This is a genomic window from Pseudomonas sp. NyZ201 (assembly GCF_049860765.1).
GTDB lineage: Bacteria > Pseudomonadota > Gammaproteobacteria > Pseudomonadales > Pseudomonadaceae > Aquipseudomonas > Aquipseudomonas bharatica.
Genome location: NZ_CP187557.1, coordinates 5656461 through 5681527 on the forward strand (window position 1 = coordinate 5656461; position 25067 = coordinate 5681527).

Genomic DNA, 25067 nt, shown 5'->3' on the forward strand with positions numbered 1-25067 from the left:
CGTCACGGCTGATTATTACAAGATGATTCGAAGGTCCGCCTATGCAAGCATTCAAGCACCTCAAGCGCGTGGTCACCGACTGGTTCCTCTGTGGCATGTTCCTCGCCACCTTCCTCGCCTGGCTGTTCCCGCATTTCGGCGCGGCAGGCGGGGCCATGCACGCCGAATATGTGATCAATATCGGCGTGTTCGTGGTGTTCTTCCTCCACGGCATCAACCTGTCCAGCGAGCAGATTCGTCACGGCCTGAAGAACGTGCGCCTGCACGTCATGGTGCAGGTCTTCACCTTCGTGGTCTTTCCGCTGCTCTGGCTGCTGGGCAAAAGCGTCATCGGCAGCCAGCTCCCGGCCTTGCTGATGCTCGGTTTCCTCTACCTGTGCGCCCTGCCTTCGACCATTTCGTCTTCGGTGGCGCTGACCGGCAGCGCCGGAGGCAACGTACCGGCGGCGATCCTCAACGCCAGCCTGTCGAGCGTGCTCGGCATCTTCATCACCCCATGGCTGTGCAGCCTGGTGGTAGGCAGCGGCAGCGATGGCATCGACCTCGGCGCGACCCTGCTCGACCTTTGCGCCCTGCTGCTCGCTCCGCTGTTGCTGGGCCAGGTGCTGCGTCCCTGGCTGGGCCGCTTCTTCGCCAAACACAAGCGCTACACCAACGTGATGGACAAGGTGGTGATCCTGCTGCTGGTGTATGCCGCGCTCTGCAACTCGATGATGTCCGGCATGTGGCAGCAACAGGGGCTGTCGGTGCTGATCACCGCCTTCGTCGGCAGCGCGCTGATCCTTGCCCTGGTGCTCTGGCTGACCACCCGCACCGCACGCGCCCTGCACTTCAACCGGGCCGACGAGATCGCGGCGGTGTTCTGTGCCAGCAAGAAGTCGCTGGCGGCGGGTGCGCCGATGGCCGCGCTGATCTTCGGCGCGCACCCGGGCCTGGGCCTGATCCTGCTGCCGATCATGATCTACCACCCGCTGCAGTTGATCGTCTGCTCGATCATGGCCGAGAGCTATTCCAGCCAGGCCAAGGCCGCCGCCGCAAAGAGTCCGGAGCTGGTCAACGCTCGATGATCGCCGTCACGCCCTGACCGCCCGCGGCGCAGATCGAGATCAGCCCGCGGCCGCCTTGACTGCCAGCCTGGTCGAGCAGCTTGGCCAGGTTGGCCAGGATGCGGCCCCCCGTCGCGGCGAAGGGGTGCCCGGCGGCCAGGGAACTGCCCTTCACGTTCAGCTTCGAGCGGTCGATGGCGCCCAGCGGCTGTTCCAGGCCGAGGCGGTCGCGGCAGTACTCGGGGTCTTCCCAGGCTTTCAGGGTGCACAGCACCTGGGCGGCGAAGGCCTCGTGGATTTCGTAATAGTCGAAGTCCTGCAGGGTCAGGCCATGACGCGCCAGCAAGCGCGGCACGGCATAGACCGGCGCCATCAGCAAGCCTTCGTGACCTTTGACGAAGTCCACCGCGGCGCTCTCGCCATCCAGCAGGTAGGCCAGTACCGGCAGGCCGCGCGCCCTGGCCCATTCCTCGCTTGCCAGCAGGACCACCGACGCGCCATCGGTCAGCGGCGTCGAGTTGCCAGCGGTCAGGGTGCCGTTGCCGCCGCGCTCGAACGCCGGCTTGAGGGCAGCGAGTTTTTCCAGGCTCAGGTCGGGCCGCAGGTTGTTGTCGCGGGTCAGGCCCTGGAATGGCGTAAGCAGGTCGTCATGCCAGCCCTCGTCGTAGGCTGCGGCCATGTGCTGGTGACTGAGCAGCGCCAGTGCGTCCTGCTCCTCGCGGGGGATGCCCCAGTGCTGCGCCATCAGCTCGCAATGCTGGCCCATGGACAAGCCGGTACGCGGCTCGCCATTGCGCGGAAACTCCGGCTTGAGGTCGGACGGGCGCAGCTTGAGCAGGGCCTTGAGCTTGTCGGCGGTGGTCTTGCCGCGATTGGCGTCCAGCAGCACCCGACGCAGGCCCTCGGCGACCGCGATGGGCGCATCGGACGTGGTATCCACGCCACCTGCGATGCCGCATTCGATCTGCCCGAGGGCGATCTTGTTGGCAACCAGCAACGCCGCTTCTAGCCCCGTTCCGCAGGCCTGCTGAATGTCGTAGGCCGGGGTCTGCGGCGACAGGCGCGAACCGAGCACGCATTCACGGGTCAGGTTCAGGTCCCGCGAATGCTTGAGCACCGCCCCCGCTGCCACCTCGCCCAGGCGCAGGCCATGCAGGCCGAAGCGTTCGATCAGGCCTTCGAGCGCGGCAGTCAGCATGGTCTGGTTGCTGGCCGTGGCATAGGCGCCATTGGAGCGGGCGAAAGGGATTCGATTACCGCCGATGATCGCGACCCGACGCAGACTTCGCATGAAAGACATTCCTTTTATTCCCGAAATAGACGCATAGAGCGTAGGACTTTTTTCCCGGTTCGAACGACCAAAGGCCGATCATGGTCCACACTCTGATGCTTATTTCAGGGAGACGTGCCATGAGCGACCGCTATATCGACTTCGCCAACTCCGATCTGGGTCGGCGTGTGGTAGGGGCTGTCGGGCTGCCGCAGCCTGCCCGCCTGGAGCGCTGGCAAGCCGGCCGGCTGCGGCCCGTGGAGGGTACGCTGTTGCTCGGTGGCGGGCCGCTGGCGCTGAAGGTCGCGGAGTTCGGCCAGCGCCTGACGGGCGAAGTGGTCAGCTTCGCCGATGACGCCCTGGGCCTGCCGGCGTGGGTCGCGGGGCTCGGCAGCAAGCTCAAGGCGGTGGTCTTCGATGCCAGCCACCTGGGCGACATCGATCAGCTCAAGCAGTTGCGCGAGTTTTTCCAGCCGCTGCTGCGCAGCCTCGATCGCAGCGCCAAGGTGGTGATTCTCGGGCGCGCCCCGGAGCAGCTCGACGGCGTACTTGCCCGGGTCGCCCAGCGCGCCCTGGAAGGCTTTGCCCGCTCCCTGGCCAAGGAATTGCGCAGCGGCGGCACCCTGCAGCTGCTGTACGTGGCGAAGAACGCCGAAGACCAGCTCGAAGGCGCGCTGCGTTTCTTCCTTTCGCCGAAAAGCGCCTTCATCAGCGGCCAGGTCCTGCGCCTGGAAGCCTGCGCCAGCCAGGTGCAGGATTGGACCCGCCCGCTGGCCGGACGCAGAGCGCTGGTAACCGGTGCTGCCCGCGGGATCGGCGCCGCCATTGCCGAAACCCTGGCCCGCGATGGCGCCGAGGTGGTGCTGCTCGATGTACCCCAGGCCGCGGATGATCTCAAGGCCTTGGCCGAGCGCCTCGGCGGACGCGCGCTGGACCTGGATATCTGCGCCAGCGACGCGTCCGCCAGGTTGCTCGAAGGGCTGCCGGACGGCATCGATATCGTCGTGCACAACGCCGGGATCACCCGCGACAAGACCCTCGCCAACATGACCCCGGAATACTGGGATTCGGTCCTGGCGGTGAACCTCAAGGCACCGGCCTTGCTGACCCAGGCGCTGATCGACGGCGGCGCCCTGCGCGATGACGGGCGCATCGTGGTCATGGCGTCCATCAGCGGCATCGCCGGTAACCGTGGTCAATCCAACTATGCGGCGAGCAAGGCCGGGCTGATTGGCCTGGCCCAGGCCTGGGCGCCGTTGCTGGCCGAGCGCGGCATCAGCATCAATGCCATCGCGCCGGGCTTTATCGAAACCCGCATGACCGCAGCCATCCCCTTCACCCTGCGCGAGGCCGGACGGCGCATGAGTTCGCTGGGCCAGGGCGGGTTGCCGCAGGATGTCGCCGAAGCGGTTGCCTGGCTGGCGCAGCCGGGTAGCGGCGCGGTCAGCGGCCAGGTGCTGCGGGTTTGCGGCCAGGCGGTAATGGGAGCCTGACCATGACCCAGACCTGGCACGACCTCGGCAGCACCGCCAGCCTCTCCGGGCTGTACATGAAGGCGGCGAGCAAACGCAGGATCACCGGCGATAGCCTGCCGCGCTACGGACTGCGCTGCGGGATCAATGTCGACGAGCGCAACCTGGAGGCTTATCGCAGGCTCTGCCTGTTCGTCCAGGATGGTCGCCTGCCGCCGACCTACCCCCATGTCATGGCCTTTGCCTTGCAGTTGCAATTGCTCACCGCCAAGGAGTTCCCGGCACCGTTGCTGGGCATGGTTCATCTGGGCAACCGGATTCGTGTGTTGCGGCCACTGGGCGGCATCTCGCGGCTGCGCTTCTCGGTGTCGGTGGACAACCTCCAGCCCCATGAAAAAGGCGCCACCCTCGACCTGCGCACCGATGCCGAGGACGGGCTCGGGCTGATCTGGTCCGAGACCAGTCGCATGCTTTGCCGTGGCATGAAGGTGGCAGGAGAAGTGCCGCTGGAGGCACAGCCCGAGCCACTGGAGATGAGCGAGCTGGCCCGCTGGTATGCGGACAGCGATATCGGTCGGCATTACGCTAAGGTATGCGGCGACTACAACCCGATCCACCTGAGTGCGGCCAGCGCCAGGCTCTTCGGCTTCCCCCAGGCCATCGCCCATGGCATGTGGAGCAAGGCCATGGCCATGGCCCATCTGCGCGGGCACCTGCCGCGCAGCGGCTATGAGGTGGCGGTGGCATTCCACAAGCCGGTGCGGTTACCGAGCGAGGTGATCCTCGATGGCAGCGAGGCCGCGGCGAACGGGCAGTTTCGCTTGAGCGGACATAGTGGGCTGGTGCACATGACCGGCACTTGGCAACCAATCTGAGGCCGTCATCCAGGCAACACAAAACCTGTGGGAGCTGGCTTGCCAGCGATTTGGCCCGACCTGACAACATCATTGCCCAGGCCGCCCTCATCGCTGGCCAGCCAGCTCCCACAAGGTTCTCCGCCAGCCATACGACCCCCCTTGCCAGCCCGAACTTTCCCCCTGAAGCTATATCGCCTCAGGAGACCCGATACCAATGAACGACCGTCATTTCGATGCCCTTGCGACCCGCTTCGCCGAGAAGATCTACGGTGGCGCCAAGGGCGCGATCCGCCTGGCCGTGCTCCAGGCCGATCTTGCCGAGTGCCTGCCGGAACGCCCGCTGCGCATCCTCGATATCGGTGCCGGCCTGGGCCATATGGCGCTGTGGCTCGCCGAACGAGGCCATCACCTGACCCTCGCCGAACCCGCCGCACCGATGCTCGATGGCGCACGCGAGCGCTTCGCCGCTGCCAGCCAGCCGGCCACCTTCATCCAGGCGCCCTGGCAGGACCTGCTCGGCGAACTGACCGAACCCTACGACCTGGTGCTGTGCCATGCGGTGCTGGAGTGGCTGGCCGAACCCGAGGCGATCCTGCCAGTGCTGCACCAGTTGACCCGCAGCGACGGTCTGCTGTCCCTGGCCTTCTACAACCGCGATGCACTGGTCTATCGCAACCTGCTCAAGGGCCATTTCCGCAAGATGCGGCGCAATACCCTGGCCGGCGAGAAACAGAGCCTGACCCCGCAAAAACCCGTCGATCCTCGCGAACTCAGGACCTGGCTCGAAGGTCTATGGCAGGTAGAGGCCGAGAGTGGCGTGCGGGTGTTCCACGACTACATGCCGACCGAGTTCCAGGCCCGCGCCGAGTTGATCGACCTGCTGGAAATGGAACTGGCCCACCGGCGCCATCCAGCCTTCGCCGGCCTTGGCCGCTACCTGCACTGGATCTGCCGTCCCCTTTAGGGAGAGCCCCATGCGCTACCCCGTCGTTCTTGCCCTGACCTGCCTGACCCTGGCCGCCTGCCAGGGCAGCAATCCCTATGTCGCCAGCTCAAATCCCCTGCCCCCGGCGCCGCCACAGGCGGCGAACACCTTCGATCGCAGCGCCTACCCTGCCCCCGCCCGGGATTACGGGCGCTACCGCAACTGGAGCTGGCGCGACGGCCGGTTACCGGCGGGCAGCGCGTCGATCGACCCGGCGCAGTTGGCCGAGGCGGTGAGCAATGCGCTCGACCAGCGCGGCCTGCGTCCGGCCCGGAACGGACTTGGCGATCTGCTGGTCAGCGCCGACATGCACCTGGAACGGCGCCTGCGCCAATACCGCGACGATGATTACTACCCGTATGGGCCTTACGGTGGCTACGGCGGCATGGGCTATGGCCGCGGCCCTTACGGCAGCGGCTACGGCATCTACGGCAGCGTGCCTGTGGTGCGCACCTATGAAGTCGAGGTCATGGTGGTGCGTGTCGACCTGTTCGATGCCGGCAGCGGCCAGCCGGTCTGGAGCGCCAGTGCCGAGACCGCCAGCCAGGGCTCCCTGGCCGAGCGTGCCGATGCCCTGCGCGAGGCCGTCGATAAAGCCATGAGCGGCTATCCTCCCAGCTAGGCCTTTGGAGAATCATCATGTTTCGACGTCTCGCTTTGCTGTCCCTTATGGCGCTGCTCGCTGCCTGCCAGAGCAACAACGTGTCCCAGGACTTCGACGCCAGCCGCGATTTCGCCGGCTACCGCAGCTGGAGCTGGCAGGAGCCTGCGCTGCAATATCGCCCGGACGATCCACGGATCAAGAGCGACCTGACCGAACAGCGCATCCGCCAGGCGGTCAGCGGCGAACTCGACCAGCGTGGCCTGCGTCCGGCCCCGGCCGGTAGCCGCGGCGACCTCAAGGTGCAGACCTACCTGATCGTGGAAAACCGTCACCAGCAGATCACTACCCAGTACGGCGGAGGCTGGGGTGGTTATTACGGCGGCTACTGGGGCGGCCCGGCCTTCAACGAAACCCGCACCGTGGAGTACAAGGTGGCGACCATCCAGATCGACCTGTTCGACGGTCGCGACGGCAAGCTGGTCTGGCGCGGCAGTGCCGAGCAGGTGATGAACCACTACCCGCCAACGCCGCAAGAGCGCAATTCGGCGATCCAGAAGACAGTGGCGCAGGTGCTGGCCAACTATCCGCCGCATTGACCCGGCACCGCGGGGTCAGGGGCTAGAGGCGACTGGCCATATCCTTGGCTACACTCCTTGAACGCACGCGACGTGCACGGCATGTGCCGGCAAAGGAGTGCTCGTGTCTCCCCGATTCGCGAAACGCCAGCGCGGCGCCATCGGCCTGGCGGCTGTCCTGACCCTGGCCATGGCCCTGGTCTTCGGCCTGGTGGCCGTGGACGGCGGGCGCTTGTACATGGAGCAGCGCAAGTTGCAGCGCGTGGTCGATATGGCCGCCCTGGAAGCGGCCGGCCAGAGCGCGACCTGCAACGGCGTCGGGCCCCAGGCCGCAACCCTCGCCAACGTCAGCGCCAGCCGCAACGGTTTCAGCGTCGGCAATGGCCGGACCCTGGTCACCACCTGCGGCAGCGTCACCACGGGCGCCGCCAGCCGGCGCAGTTTCAGCGCCAATCCAGCCATCGCCGAGGCCATCAAGGTGGACGCCACGAACAACGTCGCCACCAGCATCGCCTCCGGCATTCGCAGCCTGGTCGCCGGCCAGGCGATCCCCGCCACCACCCAACTCCACGCCCACGCCGTGGCCGCCGCACCGCTGCCGCCACGGGCCATGCTGCGCCTGCGCTCGACCCTGGCGACGGTGGACTCAAGCAAATCGGCGCTGCTCAATGCCCTGGTCGATCCGCTGGGCGGCCGGGTAAGCCTGAACGCCGTGGGCTGGCAGGGCATCGCCAATACCGACGTCAAGCTCCTGGACTTCCTCGATCAACTGGCGATCGACGTATACGTCGGCGCCGGCCGTTACGACGAGCTGCTCAGCAAGAACCTGCACGCCACCGATCTGATCCGCGCCACCGCCACGGTACTGTCGCGCAGCGGCGCAGCGGCGGATGTGGTCACCAACCTGGGCAGGGTGCTGGTCGGGGCCGACAACAGCACGCTGATCAAGCTCGGCGATATTCTCGACCTGCAGAACGGCACCTCCACCGCCGGCCTCGATGCAACGCTCAAGGCCATCGACCTGGTCCAGGCAGCCGTGATGCTGGCGGCGAAGAACAGCGCGGCCGTGGTGCAGATACCGCTGAGCCTGCTCGGCCTGGTAAACGGCACGATCCGGGTGAAGGTGATCGAGCCGGAGCAGCTTTCCGCCATCGGCAATCCGGCCACGGACGTGATCGAGGTGCATACGGCGCAGGTGCGCGTCCTGGCGTCGCTCGACCTGCCCGTGCTCGGCACCATCGCCGGGCTGGCCAACGCCGTGCTCAACCTGGCAACGCCGCTCACCAACATCATCAATCCGCTGCTCGGCCTGAACCTGCAAGGCACCTTGCAATCGGTGGGCTGCCTGATCCTGGTGCCCTGCAAGGTCAGCGATATCCAGTTGGTGCCCGACGCACCGCCGCACCTGGATATCGGCCTGGAGGTGGATTCGGCGACCAGCCGGGTCACCGGCTACAGCTGCACCCCGAACAAGACGCTCACCGCCGCCACCCAGACCGCAGCCGCCCGGGTGGCGATCGGTAAATTCGCCACGCCGAACGATTTCTTCGTCACCGGCAACGCGGCGGTGCAGGCCATCCCGTTGATCGACTTCGGTACCAATGTCTGCACCAAGCTGACGCTGCTGACCCTGGGCTGCGGAACCCGGGTGCCGTTCGCCGGTGGCGGGGTCGGCATCAAGGTGAACAGCAGCGTGGTCGGTTCGCCGGCCAACAGCGCGTCGCAGCTCTGGAGCGGAGCCACCGCGCCGCCCAACCTCAACCAGCCGGCGGTCTACCAGAGCACACCGGGCGCCTCGAATGCCGTCACCAGCCTCGGCGCCACCTTCAGCGGCATTCAGCTCCTGGCCTACCAGCCACAGGGAGGAAACCCGCTGGGCCAGGTGGTCACCGCCGCCACCAGCACCCTGAGCAACGTGGTGAGCATCCTCGTGCCGCAGATCACCACCCTGCTCGGGCGCATCACCGATCCGCTGATCAACGCGCTGCTCAAGGTGCTGGGCATCGATCTGATGGTCACCGACGTCGGCGCCAACCTCGATTGCAGAAACAACCGCGCTCAGCTGGTGCTGTGAAGCGGCAAGGCGATCACGAAGCGCGCGCCATGGTCACCGTTATCGACACTCAGGCTGCCACCCATGCTCTCGACGATGCGGTAGCTCACCGATAACCCCAGGCCGGTGCCGACCCCGACGGGCTTGGTGGTAAAGAACGGTTCGAAAATGCGCTCCAGCAGACGCGGCTCGATACCACCACCGCTGTCTTCGACGAACAGGCGCAGCCACTGCCCGTCGCGCTCGCCCAGCAGCGAGATCCATGCCTGCGCGGGCTTCTTCTCCAGCAGTACATCGCGCGCATTGACCATCAGGTTGATCAGCACCTGTTCGAGCTGGTCCTGATGGCCGTGCACCTGGCCCTCCAGCGGATCGCCAAGGCGCACGTCGATGCCCTTGCCGGCCAGGCCGTCGGCCAGCAACGAGAGCGCCCCTTCCACCGCCAGCCAGGGTTCGAACAGCGACTGCTCGACCTCCGAACGCCGACCGAACACGCGCATGTGATCGACCACCCTGGAGGCCCGTACCACCTGGGCGTCGATGCGCTTGAGTTTTTCCTGCAGGTACTCGATGTCCAGGTCGCCGTTTTCCATGCGCTTGAGCGCATTGACCACGGCCATGCGCATGACATTGAGCGGCTGGTTGATCTCATGGGCCAGGCCCGTGGACATTTCGCCCAGGGTCGCCATCTTGGCGCTCTGCAACACCAGTTGCCGGGCGCGACGGACCTCGGTGTTGTCGCGGCCCACCGCCTGGATCTCCAGCAGTCGCCCCTGCTCGTCGAACAGGCCGCGGTCGGACCAGATCCACCAGGCATGCTGGCGCCCCGGCAGTTGCAGGCAGACTTCGTCGCTGCTCACCGGCGCCTGCGGGCTGAGCGCGGCGATACGCTGCACGAACAGCTCGCGCTGCTGCGCCGACATCCAGTCGCCGAGGTTCATCCCCGGCAACCGGGCCGGGGTGCACTCCAGGTAATCGGCCAGCGGCTGGTTGCCGTAGAGCAGTTCCAGGTCGGGTCGATAGCGGCAGATCATCGCCGGCGAGTCCTCCACCAGCACCCGGTAGCGCTCCTCGCTCTGGCGTATGCGCTCCTGGGCCTGGGTAGCCTCGGTGACATCCAGCCACAGGCCCACCGCCTCCACCGGCAGGCCCAGGTCGTTGCGCAGCAGGCGCGCCTCGTCGAGCACCCAATGCCAGCCACCGTCGCGGTCGCGCAGACGGTAACGACTGCGTACCTGCCCCTCGCGCAGCAGGGTGCGGGTGCGCTCCAGCCACAGTGGCTGGTCGTCCGGGTGCACCCATTGCGCCGGCTGCAGGCGCTCGTCCGGCGCAGTGCGCCAACCGAGCAAGGGTTGCAGGCTGGCGCTGAAGAATTCCGCGTGCAGGGCCCCGTCTTCGTAGCGCTGGATATAGATCACCGCCGGCGAACTGGCGATCAGGTTTTCCAGGCGCGCCTGGGCGGCGCTGGCCTGCTGTTCCTGCTGCTTGATGTCGCTGATGTCGAGCATGAAGCCGTGCAGGCGCCGGTTATCCCCCTGGCCGGTAATCTCGCCGCACAGGCGGTACCAGCGCCCCGGTTCGCCGAGCAGGCGCAGGCACAGTTGCAGGCTGTCGCCCTGGCGTTGCAGGGCGCTGAAGGCCAGCAGCGTCGCTTCACGGTCGGCAGGATGGACCAGGGCCAGCCAGTCGGCCAGGCTGATCCTTAACGGCACGCCAAAACCGGCTGCCAGGCCCGGCGCCAGGTGCAGGGTCGAGTCCTGCGGCGTCCATTCCCACCAGCCGGCGCCGAGCAGGCCCTGGACGGTGTCCAGGCGCTGCTGGCTGGCGTGCAGGCGATCTCCGGCAAGGCGTGCCAGCAGCGGTTCGAGCAGCGCGTCGGCAAGCAGCAACGCATCGTCGTCCAGGCGCTGGCCACCGGCGTCCTCGCACAGCAGCCAGGCGCGCACTTGATGTTGTTGGGTATGGGGCATCAGGTAGAACGGCAGTTGCAGCGCCTGCAATGCCGGCTGGCCGGCACTGTGGGAGAGATGTGCAGCAGGAAGCGCGTCGAGCAGCGGGCTCAGGCGCGATTCATTCAAGGGCAATCCGCCTCCGCTGTGGACGAAGGACTTCCAGCCGTTGCCGCTCGGCAGCAGGATCACCGCCCAGCTCGCCCGCCAGTGCCAAGCCAGGCGTTGCAACTGTTCAGCGGCCTCTTCGGTCAGCCGTTGCAGGCTGCAATCACGCAGGGCCGCAGCGATCGCCCCGGCCAGCAGTTGCTGCTGACGCGCTTCGGCGCCCTGGCGCTGTTGCTGGATCAGGTCGCCGATATCGAACAGTTGCAGCAACCAGCCATCGGCCTGGGCCAGCAGCCAGCCGCGGGTGTGCAGGTTATGCCCAGCGGCGGTGCGCAAGTCCAGGTCCAGCGGGTGCGCCTGCCAATCCGCCGGTTCGCCCTCAAGAACCAGCAGGCTCTGCGGCTGCACGTAATCACGCAAATGGGCCGGCGACTGCGCGGGCAGTGCCAGGGCCGTGCGCAACGGGCCGCCCTGGCGCAATACCCGGCCTTGGACGTCCAACCACAATTGCAGGCCGACAGCCGGTGGGCTCAAGGCCTGTGACCAGTCCCCGGTGTCGCCGGCGCGGGTCCGCCAACGGTCGAACAGCCCCGGGCCGCCGTTCAAAGCTGCAGGCTCGCTTGCGAGGTCAGGGTCGCCGGCAACCGCGGCACCTCGCCGATACCCGGCAACACCAGGATCGGCAAGGTCGAGGCCAGCTTGGCCTTGCTGTAGTGCACGCTGACCGTCAGCAGGCGGCTGCCGCTAAGGGTCACCGTGGCGTCCGTGGCGAACTGGAAGCCCAGCGAACCCGGCAACCACGCCAGTTGCTGTTCCAGGGTCTGCCTGGCCAGAGCATTGACGTCGGTGGCATAGGTGGCACTGGCCGGGTCCAGGGCCACGCAACGGCGTACCGCCTCGCTGCTGGCCTGGTTGAACGACTGCACCATCAGCATCGGCAGGCTGTAGCTGAGCAGCCCGTAGAACACCGCGAAAAACATCAGAAACACGATGGCGAACTCGATGGCCACCGCACCTTTTTGCCGTCCAGCGAGGCTTGCTTTCATGATCGCGTCTACCCTGACAGAGACACCTCTACTGACAAATATAGAATCAATCAGACCAAGGGATGGCGATTCGCCAATGCAAAGTCTCGTCCTGCTGTTGTGGCTTGCCCTCTGCGCCGAACAGGATGTCCGTGAACGGCAGATCGCCAACACCCTGACCCTCGGCGCCGCCACCTTCGCCCTCGTCTACCTGTTCGTCACCGGTCACACCTGGATCGGTGCCGAACCCGCCGATGCCGCCCTGGCCCTGGCCCTGGTGATGGTGTTAACCCTTCCGGGCTATATCCTTGGTCGGCTCGGGGCCGGCGATGTGAAGCTGCTCGGGGCCCTGGCCCTGGCAACCGACCAGTGGTATCTGCTGGGTACGTTCATCGGTGCCGGGGTCACGGTGCTGGCCTGGCTGCTGGGACGACGCTGGGTGTGGTCCCTGCTCAATCAAAAGCTTAAGAAGCGCCTGCGTGAACTCCAGGAGGAGATGTCAAAAAAACAGCCCTTCGCGCCGTTCCTCTTTAGTGGCTTTTTGCTTGCACTTTTATGGATCCATTAGTCGCCTGGGCCCTCTAACCCGGTGTCACTCCTTGTAAATAATCGAAAGGAGCGACTACTTTCTAGTTAGTGCCCCACCGTGACCAGGACCGCTCCTTGGCAGCATTCAGGGAGGGCACTTCAGCATGGAGTCGCGATGCAAATGCCAGCCAGCCAAGTGAAAGTCCTGGTCGTCGATGACCAGCGCGAGATTGTCGAAGAACTCTGCGAATTCCTCGAAAGCAACGGTTACCGTTGCGTGGCCTGTACCTCAAGCGCCAATGCCATGGAACGCTTCGTCGCTGATCCGACGATAGGCCTGGTGGTGTGTGATCTGAACATGCCCGAGTACGACGGCATCGAACTGGTCAAGGTACTGAAGAAGAAGGCGGGACAGGAGCGGATCTTCGAGGCAATCATGCTCACCGGTCGTGCTGAAAAGCAGGACGTGATCAAGGCCCTGCGCCAGGGGTTCGCCGACTGGTATCAGAAGCCGGTGGACGTGCACGAGTTGCTGGAAGGGGTCAGGCGGCAGGAAGCCGAGTTGCTGGCCAGGCAAAAGGATTACCACCAGCTGGGGCATTTGAACCAGAAGCTGAAGATCCTGTCCGAGTCCATCGAAGGCCTGTACCAGGACCTCGACAAGGCCCGCCCGCATGCCCAGGCAGATGCAGCAAGCAACGAGGAAGGCGATGCCGACAGCGACGCCATCCCCACCATCTTCGCCCCGCTATCGCCGCGCCAGCTCGACGTGGCCCGGCTGGTCGGCAAGGGCAAGACCAACTACCAGATCGCCTGCGAGCTGGGCATCACCGAGAACACGGTGAAGCTGTATGTCTCCCAGGTACTGCGCCTGACCCATATGCACAACCGCACCCAACTGGCATTGGCACTGGCGCCGAGCGGGTCGGCGTTGCGGCAGAGGGTTACCGAGCACTGAGTGCTGTGATGTGCTTGATGGCCTCATCGCTGGCAAGCCAGCTCCCACAGGCTCAGCACAGGCTTTGAGACTTGTGCAATACCTGTGGGAGCTGGCTTGCCAGCGATGAGGCCATAGAAGCAATGCAAGGCTAGTTGCTTCCTCCGCCTTTCGCCCCGCCACTGTCCATCTTCTCCCACTTGAAGACCTCCGGAATCTTGTAGTCATACACCTTCAACCAGCGCGCCATGGTCTCGTCGTATTCCCGCGCCGTCTGTGTCTGCGGCTTGTCCGAGGCGTGCAGCCCGCGTGGCTGCAGTTGCAGCCAGGTTTCGGTGGTGAGCTGCGGTTTCGACGACGGCCCGGGCGGCATGGCACTGGCGAGCAACGGCAGGCTGGCAAGCAAGGTCAGGGTAAGAATACGAGCCTTCATGACGGACTCCGGGGCGGCTGCGCGCCGCCAGGTTTGAGTTGCTCGGCACGGGCCTGGGCCTCGCTGAACTGCGCGGCGCTCAGCCCCAGGCGACTGACCAGGTCGGCGGCTTGCTGCCACTTGTCCTGGTAAAGCAACAGGGTGACCAGGTTGACCGCCGCGAGACGGTCGTCCTTGAGCTCGATCGCGGTGAGAAATTCGAAACGCGCCTTGTCCAGCTCACCCTGTTCGAGGTAGATCACCCCGAGGTCATTGCGGATCTTTTCGTCGGTCGGTGCCAGGCGCGCGGCGCGCACCAGGTGCTGGCGGGCCTGGACCTTATCGCCACGATCCGCCGCCAGTTGCCCCAGGCCATGCTCCGCTTCGGCGCCCATGCAGGTGCCCAGCAAGCCGCGATACAGCGGTTCCGCCTCGCTGCTGCCGAGTAGCCGCAAGACCTTGGCCTTGCGCACCCGCACCTGGATCAGGTTGTCCTGCATTTCCTCGAGATGCGCCAGGCTGGCATGGGGACGGCCATCGGCAAGCAGTTCATCGGCCATGTTCAACCCCAGCTCCTGCGACGAATCGGGGCGGGGGCAGGCGCCGGGCGTGGTCTGCGCCAGCCAGGGCACGCCAGCCTGCCCGGCACAACCGCTCAACAACAGCACGCCAACGATCAATCCCGCTATTTTCATGCAGCTCTCCCGGTTCAGGAACTGAAGGCCCGGGCCAGGGCGGTGAGCCCGGGGCCGGCCAGTACGATCAACAAGGCGGGAAACAGGAACACCATCATGACGATGGACATCTTCCCCGACATTTTCGAAATCCTTTCCTGCAGCCGGGTCAGGCGCCGGTCGTCGAGCAGCTGCTTGAGCGCCAGCAGCGATTTCATCGCCCCGCCGCCCTGCACCAGCAGTTGCTGGAGGATCACGCAGGTGTCGCTGAACTCGTCCACCGAGAGCAGCCTGGCCGTCTGCTCCAGCTCCGGCGCCAGGGCCAGCCCGGAGTCGACCCTGACCAGTATCAGCCGCAGCTCTTCGCTGAGTACCGGCAGCAGTTGCCGGCCTTCGGTACTGAGGATGCGCAGGCTCTGTTCCACGGCAAGGCCCGAGTCGAAGAGGATGCGCAGCAGCGGGATGAAACTGGAGACTTCCTCGGCAATCTGCCGCTGCCGTACCGCCGCCGCCCAGGCGAGGATGCGCTTGGGCAACAGGTAGCCGATGCCCAGGCCGAACATCGGCAACAGCCAGGGCGTGTGGCTGGCCGGATAGGCAATCTGCTGCACCAGCACGGCCGCCAAGGCTGCCGCCAGCGGTACGCCGACCTGCAGCGCGGCGTACAGCGAACGCTGGCGCGAGCGCCGCCAGCCGATACGGTCGAGCAGCATGCGCGTCTCGCCATCCAGGCTCAGCGAACGCTGGGCCAGGGCGCTGCTGCCCAGCCGCTGCAGCCAGCCGTCCTCACGGGCTTGCTCGGCTTGCTTGCCTTGCAGGCGCAGGGCGATCACACGCTCGCGGCGATGCTGCCGGGCCAGGGTCGTCAGCAGCAGCACAAAGGCGAGGAAGAACAGCACGGCACTGATCAGCAAGGCCATTTCAGATACTCCGCAACATGCGCCACAGCGCGACGCAGCCCAGCACCTGCAGGATGAACGCCGCCAGCAGCATCATCTGCCCACTGTGGTTATTCCACATCGACAGCAGGTAGCCGGGGTTGGCCACCATGAAGTAGCCAACCATGCAGATCGGCAGCAAGGCCAGGACCATCGCGGTCATCCGCGTCTCGCCGGTCATCGCGCGCAACTGGCGGGCGCCCTGCTCGCGTTCGCGGATCAGCTTGATCAGGTTTTCCAGCAACTCGCTGGCATTGCCGCCATAGCGGTGGTTGATGCGCAGGCCGAGGGCGAAGACGCGGAATTCGTCCTGGGCATACAGCTCGGCCAGGTCGTGCAGCGCCTCATCGAGGCTGGCGCCCATCTGCACGTTGCGCTGCACCCGCTGCATCGCGCTTCTCAGGGGATCGTCGGAAATCTCCACGGCCCCCAGTACCGCGTCGTTCAAGGTGCGTCCGGCCTTGAGGCTGCGCACCGCGTGGTCCAGCAGGGTCGGCAATTGCTCGATCATCCGCCGCAGCCGGCGGTGATAGCGCCAGCTCATGTACAGGCGCCACAGCAGCGGGCCAAGCACCAGCATGATCGCCGCCCCCGGCCAGCCCGCCAGACCGCCCGCCAGGACGATCAGCAGCAGCCAGGCCGCGCCCCAGAGCATGAAGCGGTCACCGCGCTGGTCGAAGCCGGCGCGCAACAACAGCAGTTCCAGCGAGCCGCGGGCCGGTTCCTGCAGCGTCGCCGGCTCGGGCAACTGGCCCAGGCGCTGCAAGGTCCGTTCGGCCGCGGCCTTGCGGGCACCGTGATAGAACAGCCCGACCGACGCCGCCAGCAACGCCAGGCCGAACAGGCCGAGCACTGCCGCGATCATGGCGCCGGCTCCAGGTTGTCCCGGCGCAGCTTGTCACCGGCCGGGTTGACCGCCTCACGCACGAAGCCACCACCGCCACGGCGGTCGAAGCGGAACAGGGTATTGGTGACATACACGTCGTCGCGCAGGCCGACGACCTCCAGTACCTCGCTGATGCAACGACGCCCGTCGGGTAGCCGGGTCAACTGGATGACCACGTCGAGGGCGGCGCAGATCATCTGCCGCAGGGTCTTTTCCGCGACCTGGCGCCCGGTCAGGCCGACCAGGGTTTCCAGGCGCAGCAGCGCGTCCTGCGCGGTGTTGGCGTGCACGGTACTCATGGAGCCGTCATGGCCGGTGTTCATGGCGGTCAGTACGTCGATCACCTCGACGCCGCGAATCTCGCCCAGAAGAATGCGGTCCGGGCGCATGCGCAAGGCATTGCGGATCAGTTCGCTGGCCTTGATCTCGCCATGCCCCTCGGCATTCGGCGGACGGGTTTCCAGGCGTACCACATGGGGATGATCCAGCTGCAGTTCGGCTACGTCCTCTATGGTCACCAGGCGCTCGCGAGGGCTGATCAACTGGCTGAGGATGTTCAGCAGGGTGGTCTTGCCGGTGCCGGTGCCGCCGCTGACAAGAATGTTGCAGCGCTGGGCCACGGCGGTCTCGAAGAACGTGAGGATCGCCGGATCGATGGCACGGGTCGCCAGCAGGTCGGCGCTCTTGAGCATGTCCTTGCGGAACTTGCGGATCGACAGGCAAGGCCCGTCCAGGGCCACCGGCGGAATGATCGCGTTGACCCGGCTGCCATCGGGCATGCGCGCATCGACCATCGGCGATGATTCATCGAGACGCCGGCCCAGCGGCGCGAGGATGCGCTGCATGACCCGCTCGACATGGTGCGCATCGATGAAACGCAGGTCGGTCTGGTGCAGCACCCCGGCCCGCTCGACGAACACGCGAAACGGGCCATTGACCAGGATCTCGGTGACGCTGCTGTCGCGCAGCAACACTTCCAGCGGGCCGAAGCCGGTGAGTTCGTCCACCAGTTCCTCGGCCATGCGCTCCATTTCATAGCGCGACAGTGCCAGGTGCAGGCGCGCGATGTACTCGCCGACCTGCTCGACCACGAACTGCGCCAGGGCCGGCCGCGAACCTTCCAGCAGGTTGCGTCCGGAATCCTCGATGGCATCGATGATGTAACGGTGCAAGGCGCGCTTGAGCGCCTGTGGATCGGAGCCGAGGTTATGCCGCGGGCCGCCGAACAGTTCATCGCTGCTCATGCTTGTGTCCCCAGAGCCGGCTCAGCCAGCCATCGGGTTTGGGCTTGACGTTCTCGGAGCGTCGCGCCAGGCGCTCGCCCAAGGTCTTGAGGCCCTGGGTCAGGTGGTCCCGCGGGGCCAGCTCGAACAGGCTCAGGCCCTGGTTGCGCGCATTCAGGCGCACTTCGGCGCTGGCCGGCAACTCGCTCAGCACCGGCAGGGCAAAGCGCTTGCCCAGGGCCTCGGCATCCGGGATCACGCTGCGCAGGTAGCGGTCCACCAGCAGCTTGGCGTGCTCCAGGTTCATGCCCTTTTCCCGCCAGGTATTCAGGACTTCCAGGTTGCGCCGGCATTCCAGTACGTTCTGGTCGGTGTACCAGATCAGCTTGTCGCAGTGGCTGACAAAGGTGCGCAGCGCCTCGCAATCCGCCTGCCCGGTGAGGTTGACGATGATGTGCTGGAAATGCTGGCGCAGGGCACTGAGCAGCATGTACAGCTCGGCAGCGCTGGTGCGCTCCAGCGGCTCGTCGCCCGGGGCATAGGCAAGCAGGCGCAGGCCATTGCTGTCGCGGGCGAAGGCGCTGTCGATCAAGGTGCTGTCGAGGCGGCGCAGGTGGCGCAGGGCATCACCGAAATGAAACGACGCCTCGACGCCGAGCAACGCCAGGCTGTCGCCACGGGGCAGGCCAAGGTCGAGCAGCAAGGTCTGCTGGCCGCTCTTCTGCACCACCTGCCCCAGGTGCACGGTCAGCAACGCGCCGTCGGAACCGCACTGGGTGCCGTACAGCACCGTGAGGCCGCCCAGGTGAGGGTTTGTGGTTACCGGCGGCAGGCGCTTGCTCAAGCGCCGGACCAGCCCGGCCACCTCGCTGGCACGTGAGCCGTAGGCGACGAAGTCGCGCGCCCCGGCACGCATGGCATTGAGCACCAGCTGGTTATCCATGCCGTCGCCGAGGGCGACGATGGCCAGCATCGGCTTGGCCTCCAGCACCCCTTCGATCAGCGCGCACTGGTTGACCACGTGCTCGCGATCGAGGCCGATGAACAGCAGGTTGGCGAAGGTTACGTCAACCAGCGCCAGCAACTCGTCAAGGCTGCCGTTGCCGGCCCCGACCACCTGTCCTAGGGGCGTCAGGGCCGACTGCAGCCATTGCAGATCGCCCTCGTTGCGGGTCAGCGCCAGGAAGGTCTGGCTCAGGCTCTCGCTCATCGGGATAACCCACTCTTGCGATCGAAGTCGCCGTTTTCCAGGAAGAACAGCCGGCCCCAGCTCGGATCATAGGTACGCAAGCGCTCGCCCGGCAGCTCGGGCAACTGCGCGTTCGCCGCCAAGGGCTGGACCAGGTGCGGAGTAACGACCATCAGCAGTTCGGTCTCCTCGCGCTGCACCGAAGACTGGCGGAACAGCGCACCCAGTACGGGGATGTCGCCAAGGCCGGGAAACTTGTCCACGGCGGAACGGTTGCTGGTGTTGATCAGGCCGCTGATAACGAAGCTTTCGCCGTCGGCCAGGGAAATGCTGGTGTCGGTACGCCGGACCTTCAGCGCCGGCACGGTGATGCCGGCGATCTGCACGGCGTTGCTGAAGTCCAGTTCGCTGACCTCCGGTGCCACCTTGAGGCTGATGCGATCGCGGCTGACCACGGTCGGCGACAGCGCCAGGCGGATCCCGAATTCCTTGTATTCGATCGACAGGCTGTCGCTGCCGCTGCTGGGCACGGGGATGGGGATCTCGCCACCGGCGAGGAAGCTGGCGGTCATGCCGCTGAGCACCGTCAGGCTGGGGCGCGCCAGGGTATAGGCGAAGCCGGTGTTCTCCAGGGCATTGATGGCCGCGAGGAAGCGGCTGCTGCCCCCGCCCCAGACAATGTTGAAGGCGCCGTTATCAAGCGGGATCAGCGGCGTGTTCACCGGTACGTTGCCAGGCGAGACCACGGTGCCCGGCACGCTGCCCGGCGAGCCGATGAGCGAGTTGTTGGAGCCCTTGTAGAACAGCCGCGCCCCGGCTTCCTTGAGCTTGGTGCGGCTGACTTCGACGAAGCGGATATCGGCCTGGATCTGCATCGGCAGGTCAGGTTCCGGCACAGGATTGGCGAGCATGTCCGCCGAGGCCCGCCCACGCACGAAGACCATGGTCTGGCGCGGCGTGCTCGAACAGGCGGTCCACAGGCTCAGGCTGGTGGCCCCTGGCGCCATGGCGGTGAGCAGCACGGCATCGTTGCCCAGCCCATGCACGTCGGCCACCTTCGGATCGCCCACCGCGGCGCGGCTGATGCTCACTGGCAGGCGCAGTTCCTGCTGCAGGCCCTGGTCGATCTCGAGGGTCGCCGGTACCCGCGGCAGCGCCGCACAACCGCTGCTCGCGGCGCGCGCCTGGGACAGCGGCAGCAAGGCCAGCAGTGCGGCGACCAGGGTTACGGAACGGATCGGCGAGGAACGATGGTTCATCGAGGGTGCATCCTTGCTCAATTCAGTGAAGTGACTCGGACGTTTGCGCGCCGCGAATGATCTCGATCCCGCGCCTGGGTGCCGAGGCGGCCACCGGCACGGGCGCCGGCGCGGTCATTGCCAACTGGTTGAAACGGTAGAGCTGGCGATTGGCATCGTCTGCGGCACGCACCGCGGTTTTCGGATCGGCCCAGAAATCCGCGAGCGACTTTTCTTCGGCACTGCGTACTGTCAGGCCCAGCTTGCCGGCCTGGGCGGCCAGGGTCAGGCGGCTGGCGAGCACCTCGGGCACGGCCAGCACCACGGTGCGCGCCGGAGTCCGGCGTTTTTCCTCGCGGACCTTGGGATCGGGATCGACCGGCTCGGCGGAACGCCCGTCCCTGGCCACGCCGATCTGCTGGCCGACACTCAGGACCCGTAACGCAGGCACCACCACCTGCGCGCTGGCCAGCGGGTTGTCCGTTTCTTCACGCAGGAACACCAGCACATCCACGTAGTCGCCCGGGCGCAGGTAACCGGCGGCTCCACTGACCTCATCGACCGCCACGGTCAGGGCGCGCTCGCCTGGTTCGATCATCCGCGCCAGCGGGCCGCCGGCCTCGAAGCTGCTTTCCTCCAGCCAGGTACCGGCCGGCAGGTCGCGCCGGGGGCTGCGCCCGGCAACCTGTTCAAGGGTCTGGAAGCTACCGGCGGGCGCCACCAGCAGGCGCTCGACAGCGAGGGCATCGGGGTTCAGCGGCTGGTTGGCGGCGACGTCGCGGCGCAGCACCACCACGGGTTTGCGCAGTTCGTCCTGGGCGTTGTTGACCACCTGGGTGACCGGCTGGGCTGCCGGTTGGGCGACGGGTGCGGAAGGTTCCGGATGTTTGCTCAGGACCATGCCCCAGTACCCGGCAATGATCGCCCCCAAGAGAAACAGTCCGGCAAGAATCAAGGTGATGCGACTGCTCATGGCTGGCCCTCCCTGCCTTGTACCGCAGCCCGTGACTTCTTGTTTAACAGGCCCACCCGCTCACATTTGGAAGTAACTATTTCGCTATTTCACGGTAGTCCAGCTAGGACAAAACGCCATTACGGCACGGCAAAATTTTCCTTGTGACGTGCATCACGTTCTGAAAACAACGGCTTATTGACGTCGGCTTTGCGCTATCACTTTCGGGTTAATGCTTTCTTACATTTGCTCAGGTGTTATCTCTTGACGATGCTCTGATGGCGAAGGGGAATCATGTATGCCCCCGTGTTACGGCCTTCTGGCGCAAGGAGCTACATCATGTCGGTAAGAAAGATCATTCAATCCATTCGGACGTTCTGCCAGCGCACGGACGGCGCATCGGGTATCGAGTACGCATTGGTCGCGGCCATGGTCGCGGTGGCGCTGGTGGCGTTCGTACCGACCATTTCCGAGGGAGTCACCTCCATCTTCACCAGTATCCAGGGCGCCTTGCCAAGCTGATGTCGATGATCGTCCGGCGGGGCGAGCACGCCGTTCCCCGCCGGCTCACTGCAACTGCCTGACAGGACCGCGCCATGCCAGCTTCGCAGCCACGTGAACAGTTGCTTTTGGTGGACGATGAAGAGGAAGCATTGCTGGAACTGGCGGAACTACTGGAAAACCACGGCTTTCGTTGTCATGTCGCCACCTCGGTGAAGGTTGCGCTCCAGCAGCTGACCCGACACCCGGATATCGCCCTGGTCATCACCGACCTGAACATGCCGGAAGAATCCGGTATTTCCCTGATCAAACGCCTGCGCGAACACACCGCACGCCAGCACCTGCCGGTGATCGTCACCACCGGGCATGCCGACCCCGACGTGGTCGGCGAGCTCAGGAAACTGGAAGTGCTGGACCTGTTTCGCAAGCCCATCTACCACATCCGCTTGCTGGAGACGCTGGGCAACCTGTTTGCGCTGGATGTCTCCCAGGGCAAGCGGGCGGTGCACTGACCCGCTCACCGCCGGAGACCGGATCCGTAGGAACGATGGCTCACAGCTGATAACTGAAACTCACGGTAAACCGCGGCCGCCGGTTGAAGCTGTCCAGGGCGATATCGGACATCGGTTTGGCCACCTCCAGCGAGATGTTGTAGTAGTGCGCATCGCCGAAACGCAGGCCCAGCGCCGCCGAGGACATGCGTGAATCCTGCACGTCCAGTTCGTTGAACCAGGCCCGCGCCGCGTCCAGCACCACGTAGGGTTGCAGCAGTTTCACCCAGTCGCCATCGCGCTTGAAGCTGTAGTTGACTTCATAGGCAGCCCCCCAGCCCTTGTCCCCGGAAGCCTGGTCCACCGGGTAGCCACGCCCGAAGTTCTGCCCGCCGAATACCGCTCGCTCACTGTCGGCGAGGTTGTCGTCGGTCCAGTAGAACGCTGCGGACGCAACGCCCTGCCAGCTTTCCAGGAAGCGGTCGCTTTGCACGCCGGAAAGGCGCAGGCGGAAAAAGTCGAGGTCGTATCCGGCGTTGGTCCTGGCCCCGAAGTGATCGAGGCCCTGGTACACACCGGCGCTCAGAATGCGCAGACGGGTGTCGGTAGCCTTGCGCCAGTCGCCCTCGAAGGCCAGGGCGCGGATATCGGTGCTGGTGCTGATCTTCAACGGGAAGCCGACGACGCGGTAATCGGTGGTGTCGTCCACCGCGTAGAAGCGCGCCGATAGGCTCAACCATTCATTGGGCGAAGCGATCAGTGGATGGCTCAGGCCAATGGAATAGCGGTCGTTCTCGCGATGCTGCTTGAGGTCGACATTGTTGGCCAGGCGCACCACCGCCTTGGGATCGCTACGGTATCGGGAGCCGGACAGCATGAGCTGGGTGCCCTCGCTGTCGAGGCTCTGCGAATAGTCGACGCGCAGGTAATGCTCCTTGTCGTCACCTGGCGGAAACAGCGCGCTCACACTCAGTTGCTCGGCCCAGGCGGTTTGCGCATTGCTGTTGGCACCGAACAGCGCCTGGACGTCATCACGGCTGCCGTCGGTGAGGTTCATGGTGGTGGTGAAGGGCTTGCGCGAGGCCTGCACCAGCATCTTGCTCGCACCGTCGGTGGTTCCCGGCGGCGGCACCTGGGCCTGCAGGGTAATGCCGGGTACCCGGCTCATCAGGGAGGTGTAGCGGTCGAAGGTCTTGCGCGTCAGCGGACGCTCGGCCTTGAGCTTGGCGGCCAGCTTGTCGAGGTAGGCGGAAACCCGGCCGACATCGCCCTGCAATTCATAATCCCGGATATAGCCTTCGACCAGCACCACGCGCAGGCGCCCTTCGGCGAAATCCTGCACCGGGAGGAAAGCGTAGGAAAGCAGGTAGCCGTCCTGCTGGTAGCGCTGGGTCACGCGGCGGGTCGCTTCGATCAGTTCACCCACGGTGACCTCGCGATCGAGAAGGCCCTGGTAGTTCTGCCGCAGTTCGTCCAGCGGGTAGACGGTGCCACCCTCGATGCGCACCCGGTGGATCAGCACCTTGGTGTTCATCATCAGCGGCTGGGCTTGTGTTGCCGAGGGGGTCGGCACCTGTAGCTTCGGTGTGACCGGCCTGAACGCATCGGCCGGCAGGTTGGGCGCCGGCAGGTTGCGCTCCGTTTCGTTACTGTTCAGATAGCTTGGGAGCGGCTCCGCCTGCAGCGCGCTGACCCAGGAAAGACTCACCAGCGCGATGGCCATCGATCGCATACGGCACTCCATGTCCTGAAAAGTACGAGGGAACCAAGACGGTTCCCTCGTCAGACTCAAGCGTAGGTGTTGCTCGTAAAATTTTCTAACAAGGGTGATGGCTTTTTACTTCTGGGTGCCCAGCAGGCCACCGACGCCGTTGAGCAGGCCGCCGCTACCGGTGGTGCTGGCTCCGGCTCCGGCCCCGACGCCCGCACCAGCCCCGACTCCGATGGTGGCCCCGCCCAGGGCACCGGTCACGCTGTTGACCACCCCACCGACCGTAGTGCCGAGACCGCCAGTGGCTCCGCCAGTGCCGCCCAAGGCGCTGGTTACGGTATTGACCACTCCGCCGAGGCCGGTGCCGACGCCACCGGACGCAGGCTGGCCATTCACCAGGCCACCGCTCTGGGTAACGGTCGCACCGACCGCACCAACAGTGGCAGCAAGATTGTCCACGATCGGGTTGTTGGTCGCGCCCGCCAGTTGTCCGCCAAGGCCGCTGACCGCACCGCCAACCTGGCCGAGCACACTTTTGAGCGGAGCGCCCAGCGTGGTTGTCGCGCCCACCTGCTGGGTCACGCCAGCGACGGTGTTGACCACCGGCGTCACTGCGCCACTGACCGTGTTGGTGAGGGCCGCTGCCGGCGCCGCCGCGCTGCTGCTGGCTACGCCATTGCCACCGAGCACGGTGCCCAGAGAGGCCACGGTATTGCCCAGCCCGGTGGTGGTGGTGCCCGCGCTGCCGACCACAGTGTTGTTGGTACCCGAGGTCAACCCGCTACCTGCCCCGGCGACCACGCCACCGACGGTTTCCAGCAGGCCGGTGGAACCACCTGCGGCACCATCGCCGACCAACCCGCCCGCGGTGCCAGTAGCGCCGCCGACGTTGGTGAGCAACCCGCCGACACCTGTGGTGACAGGGTTGCCATTACCCGCGCTGGTGACAGTCTGCCCCACCTTGCTCACCACGCCGCCAACTTGCTGCAGCGCGCCATCCAGCGGCGTGCCGAGACCGGTCGCCTTGCCCAGGTTGCCCGTGGTGTTTTCCACCAACGACACCACCTGCACCGCTGCATCGCTCAACCGCTGGGTAGCGCTGCCGAGCGGCCCGCTGGTGCTCTGGGTGGTGAGGGTGTTGCCAATCATGGTCACGTTCTCGCCAACCCCACCGAGCACGCCACCCACCAGCGGCACCTGCTCGATGGCGGAGCTGCCAGCTACGGCCTGGATGCCTTCGCCCAACGAGCCGACGCCAGTGCCGACACCCGCCAGGGTCGTGCCGATCGCATTGTTGCCGGTGCCAAGCTGGCCGAGCCCGTTGGTGAGCCCGGTGCCAATATCGTTGACTGCTTGGCCTGCGCCATCTACCAGCCCTCCGGCATTGGTCGCGCCGACTATCGGCACCGAATTGACGACAGTTCCAAGGCTGCTCACCGTAGT

The 25067-nt window shown here is 65.7% G+C and carries 24 protein-coding genes; 11 read left to right on the forward strand and 13 right to left on the reverse strand.

Annotation, left to right across the window (positions count from 1 at the left end):
* The first annotated feature begins 41 nt into the window (after window positions 1-41).
* A complete protein-coding gene (locus ACPFMA_RS25490) occupies window positions 42-1067 on the forward strand; it encodes a bile acid:sodium symporter family protein (RefSeq protein WP_425929016.1) in 1026 nt (341 codons plus the stop codon).
* Here ACPFMA_RS25490 and ACPFMA_RS25495 read toward each other — a convergent pair.
* Window positions 1054-2337 (reverse strand): acetyl-CoA C-acetyltransferase, encoded by a 1284-nt coding sequence (locus ACPFMA_RS25495; RefSeq protein WP_425929018.1) that lies wholly within the window; start codon window positions 2335-2337, stop codon window positions 1054-1056. The two genes, ACPFMA_RS25490 and ACPFMA_RS25495, sit on opposite strands and share 14 nt — an antisense overlap.
* A 119-nt stretch (window positions 2338-2456) precedes the next feature.
* Here ACPFMA_RS25495 and ACPFMA_RS25500 point away from each other — a divergent pair, with 119 nt between their 5' ends.
* The 6 genes from ACPFMA_RS25500 (at window position 2457) to ACPFMA_RS25525 (ending at window position 8883) form a co-directional block, all read left to right on the forward strand.
* Window positions 2457-3809, forward strand: coding sequence for a 3-oxoacyl-ACP reductase (locus ACPFMA_RS25500; protein WP_425929020.1), 1353 nt, complete (start codon window positions 2457-2459; stop codon window positions 3807-3809).
* A gap of 2 nt (window positions 3810-3811) precedes the next feature.
* Complete coding sequence (locus ACPFMA_RS25505) at window positions 3812-4663, forward strand: MaoC family dehydratase (protein ID WP_425929022.1); 852 nt, start codon at window positions 3812-3814, stop codon at window positions 4661-4663.
* A gap of 196 nt (window positions 4664-4859) precedes the next feature.
* Complete coding sequence (locus ACPFMA_RS25510; protein WP_009400808.1) at window positions 4860-5609, forward strand: methyltransferase; 750 nt, start codon at window positions 4860-4862, stop codon at window positions 5607-5609.
* 10 nt (window positions 5610-5619) lie between these two features.
* Window positions 5620-6252 carry a DUF4136 domain-containing protein gene (locus ACPFMA_RS25515; protein ID WP_420058219.1) on the forward strand — a complete coding sequence of 211 codons (633 nt, stop codon included), beginning with the start codon at window positions 5620-5622 and terminating at the stop codon, window positions 6250-6252.
* A 17-nt stretch (window positions 6253-6269) separates the two neighbouring features.
* Entirely contained in the window at window positions 6270-6830 is a 561-nt protein-coding gene (locus ACPFMA_RS25520; protein ID WP_009400805.1) for a DUF4136 domain-containing protein, read from the forward strand.
* Between the two features lie 103 nt (window positions 6831-6933).
* On the forward strand, window positions 6934-8883 hold the full coding sequence (locus ACPFMA_RS25525; RefSeq protein WP_425929025.1) for a pilus assembly protein TadG-related protein: 1950 nt from the start codon (window positions 6934-6936) through the stop codon (window positions 8881-8883).
* Here ACPFMA_RS25525 and ACPFMA_RS25530 read toward each other — a convergent pair.
* Window positions 8868-11525, reverse strand: a complete 2658-nt coding sequence (locus ACPFMA_RS25530; RefSeq protein WP_425929027.1) for an ATP-binding protein — start codon at window positions 11523-11525, stop codon at window positions 8868-8870. The genes ACPFMA_RS25525 and ACPFMA_RS25530 overlap by 16 nt on opposite strands.
* Window positions 11522-11965, reverse strand: coding sequence for a TadE/TadG family type IV pilus assembly protein (locus ACPFMA_RS25535; RefSeq protein ID WP_064301602.1), 444 nt, complete (start codon window positions 11963-11965; stop codon window positions 11522-11524). Before ACPFMA_RS25535 ends, ACPFMA_RS25530 begins: the two co-directional genes overlap by 4 nt.
* A 76-nt stretch (window positions 11966-12041) precedes the next feature.
* Here ACPFMA_RS25535 and ACPFMA_RS25540 point away from each other — a divergent pair, with 76 nt between their 5' ends.
* Window positions 12042-12512 (forward strand): A24 family peptidase, encoded by a 471-nt coding sequence (locus ACPFMA_RS25540; protein WP_279896403.1) that lies wholly within the window; start codon window positions 12042-12044, stop codon window positions 12510-12512.
* Window positions 12513-12647: 135 nt separating this feature from the next.
* Entirely contained in the window at window positions 12648-13430 is a 783-nt protein-coding gene (locus tag ACPFMA_RS25545; protein ID WP_425929030.1) for a response regulator, read from the forward strand.
* Window positions 13431-13560: 130 nt separating this feature from the next.
* Here ACPFMA_RS25545 and ACPFMA_RS25550 read toward each other — a convergent pair whose 3' ends face one another.
* Genes ACPFMA_RS25550 through cpaB form a run of 8 tightly spaced genes read right to left on the reverse strand, consistent with a single transcriptional unit; the run spans window position 13561 to window position 20942 of the window.
* Window positions 13561-13842 carry a DUF3613 domain-containing protein gene (locus tag ACPFMA_RS25550; protein ID WP_425929032.1) on the reverse strand — a complete coding sequence of 94 codons (282 nt, stop codon included), beginning with the start codon at window positions 13840-13842 and terminating at the stop codon, window positions 13561-13563.
* Window positions 13839-14516, reverse strand: a complete 678-nt coding sequence (locus tag ACPFMA_RS25555; protein ID WP_064301598.1) for a tetratricopeptide repeat protein — start codon at window positions 14514-14516, stop codon at window positions 13839-13841. Before ACPFMA_RS25555 ends, ACPFMA_RS25550 begins: the two co-directional genes overlap by 4 nt.
* A gap of 14 nt (window positions 14517-14530) precedes the next feature.
* Window positions 14531-15415 (reverse strand): type II secretion system F family protein, encoded by an 885-nt coding sequence (locus ACPFMA_RS25560; protein WP_420058215.1) that lies wholly within the window; start codon window positions 15413-15415, stop codon window positions 14531-14533.
* A 1-nt stretch (window position 15416) separates the two neighbouring features.
* Window positions 15417-16298 carry a type II secretion system F family protein gene (locus tag ACPFMA_RS25565; protein ID WP_425929035.1) on the reverse strand — a complete coding sequence of 294 codons (882 nt, stop codon included), beginning with the start codon at window positions 16296-16298 and terminating at the stop codon, window positions 15417-15419.
* Entirely contained in the window at window positions 16295-17563 is a 1269-nt protein-coding gene (locus tag ACPFMA_RS25570) for a CpaF family protein (protein WP_064301595.1), read from the reverse strand. Before ACPFMA_RS25570 ends, ACPFMA_RS25565 begins: the two co-directional genes overlap by 4 nt.
* Window positions 17550-18752 carry a hypothetical protein gene (locus tag ACPFMA_RS25575; RefSeq protein WP_009400781.1) on the reverse strand — a complete coding sequence of 401 codons (1203 nt, stop codon included), beginning with the start codon at window positions 18750-18752 and terminating at the stop codon, window positions 17550-17552. Before ACPFMA_RS25575 ends, ACPFMA_RS25570 begins: the two co-directional genes overlap by 14 nt.
* A complete protein-coding gene (locus ACPFMA_RS25580) occupies window positions 18749-19990 on the reverse strand; it encodes a type II and III secretion system protein family protein (protein WP_425929037.1) in 1242 nt (413 codons plus the stop codon). The genes ACPFMA_RS25575 and ACPFMA_RS25580 overlap by 4 nt, the downstream gene beginning before the upstream one ends.
* Before the next feature lie 22 nt (window positions 19991-20012).
* Entirely contained in the window at window positions 20013-20942 is a 930-nt protein-coding gene (cpaB, locus tag ACPFMA_RS25585) for a Flp pilus assembly protein CpaB (RefSeq protein ID WP_425929039.1), read from the reverse strand.
* 318 nt (window positions 20943-21260) lie between these two features.
* Between cpaB and ACPFMA_RS25590 the strand changes: the two genes are divergently transcribed.
* The gene (locus ACPFMA_RS25590) at window positions 21261-21443 is read left to right on the forward strand and encodes a Flp family type IVb pilin (protein WP_009398750.1); all 183 of its coding nucleotides are present in this window, start codon (window positions 21261-21263) and stop codon (window positions 21441-21443) included.
* A 74-nt stretch (window positions 21444-21517) separates the two neighbouring features.
* On the forward strand, window positions 21518-21934 hold the full coding sequence (locus ACPFMA_RS25595; protein WP_425929041.1) for a response regulator: 417 nt from the start codon (window positions 21518-21520) through the stop codon (window positions 21932-21934).
* A 40-nt stretch (window positions 21935-21974) separates the two neighbouring features.
* On the opposite strand, the gene ACPFMA_RS25600 is transcribed toward ACPFMA_RS25595, so the two are convergent.
* Together ACPFMA_RS25600 and ACPFMA_RS25605 are read right to left on the reverse strand one after the other, a co-directional pair.
* On the reverse strand, window positions 21975-23645 hold the full coding sequence (locus tag ACPFMA_RS25600; protein ID WP_420058210.1) for a ShlB/FhaC/HecB family hemolysin secretion/activation protein: 1671 nt from the start codon (window positions 23643-23645) through the stop codon (window positions 21975-21977).
* A gap of 105 nt (window positions 23646-23750) precedes the next feature.
* Window positions 23751-25061, reverse strand: a complete 1311-nt coding sequence (locus tag ACPFMA_RS25605) for a collagen-like triple helix repeat-containing protein (RefSeq protein ID WP_425929044.1) — start codon at window positions 25059-25061, stop codon at window positions 23751-23753.
* Window positions 25062-25067: the final 6 nt, after the last annotated feature.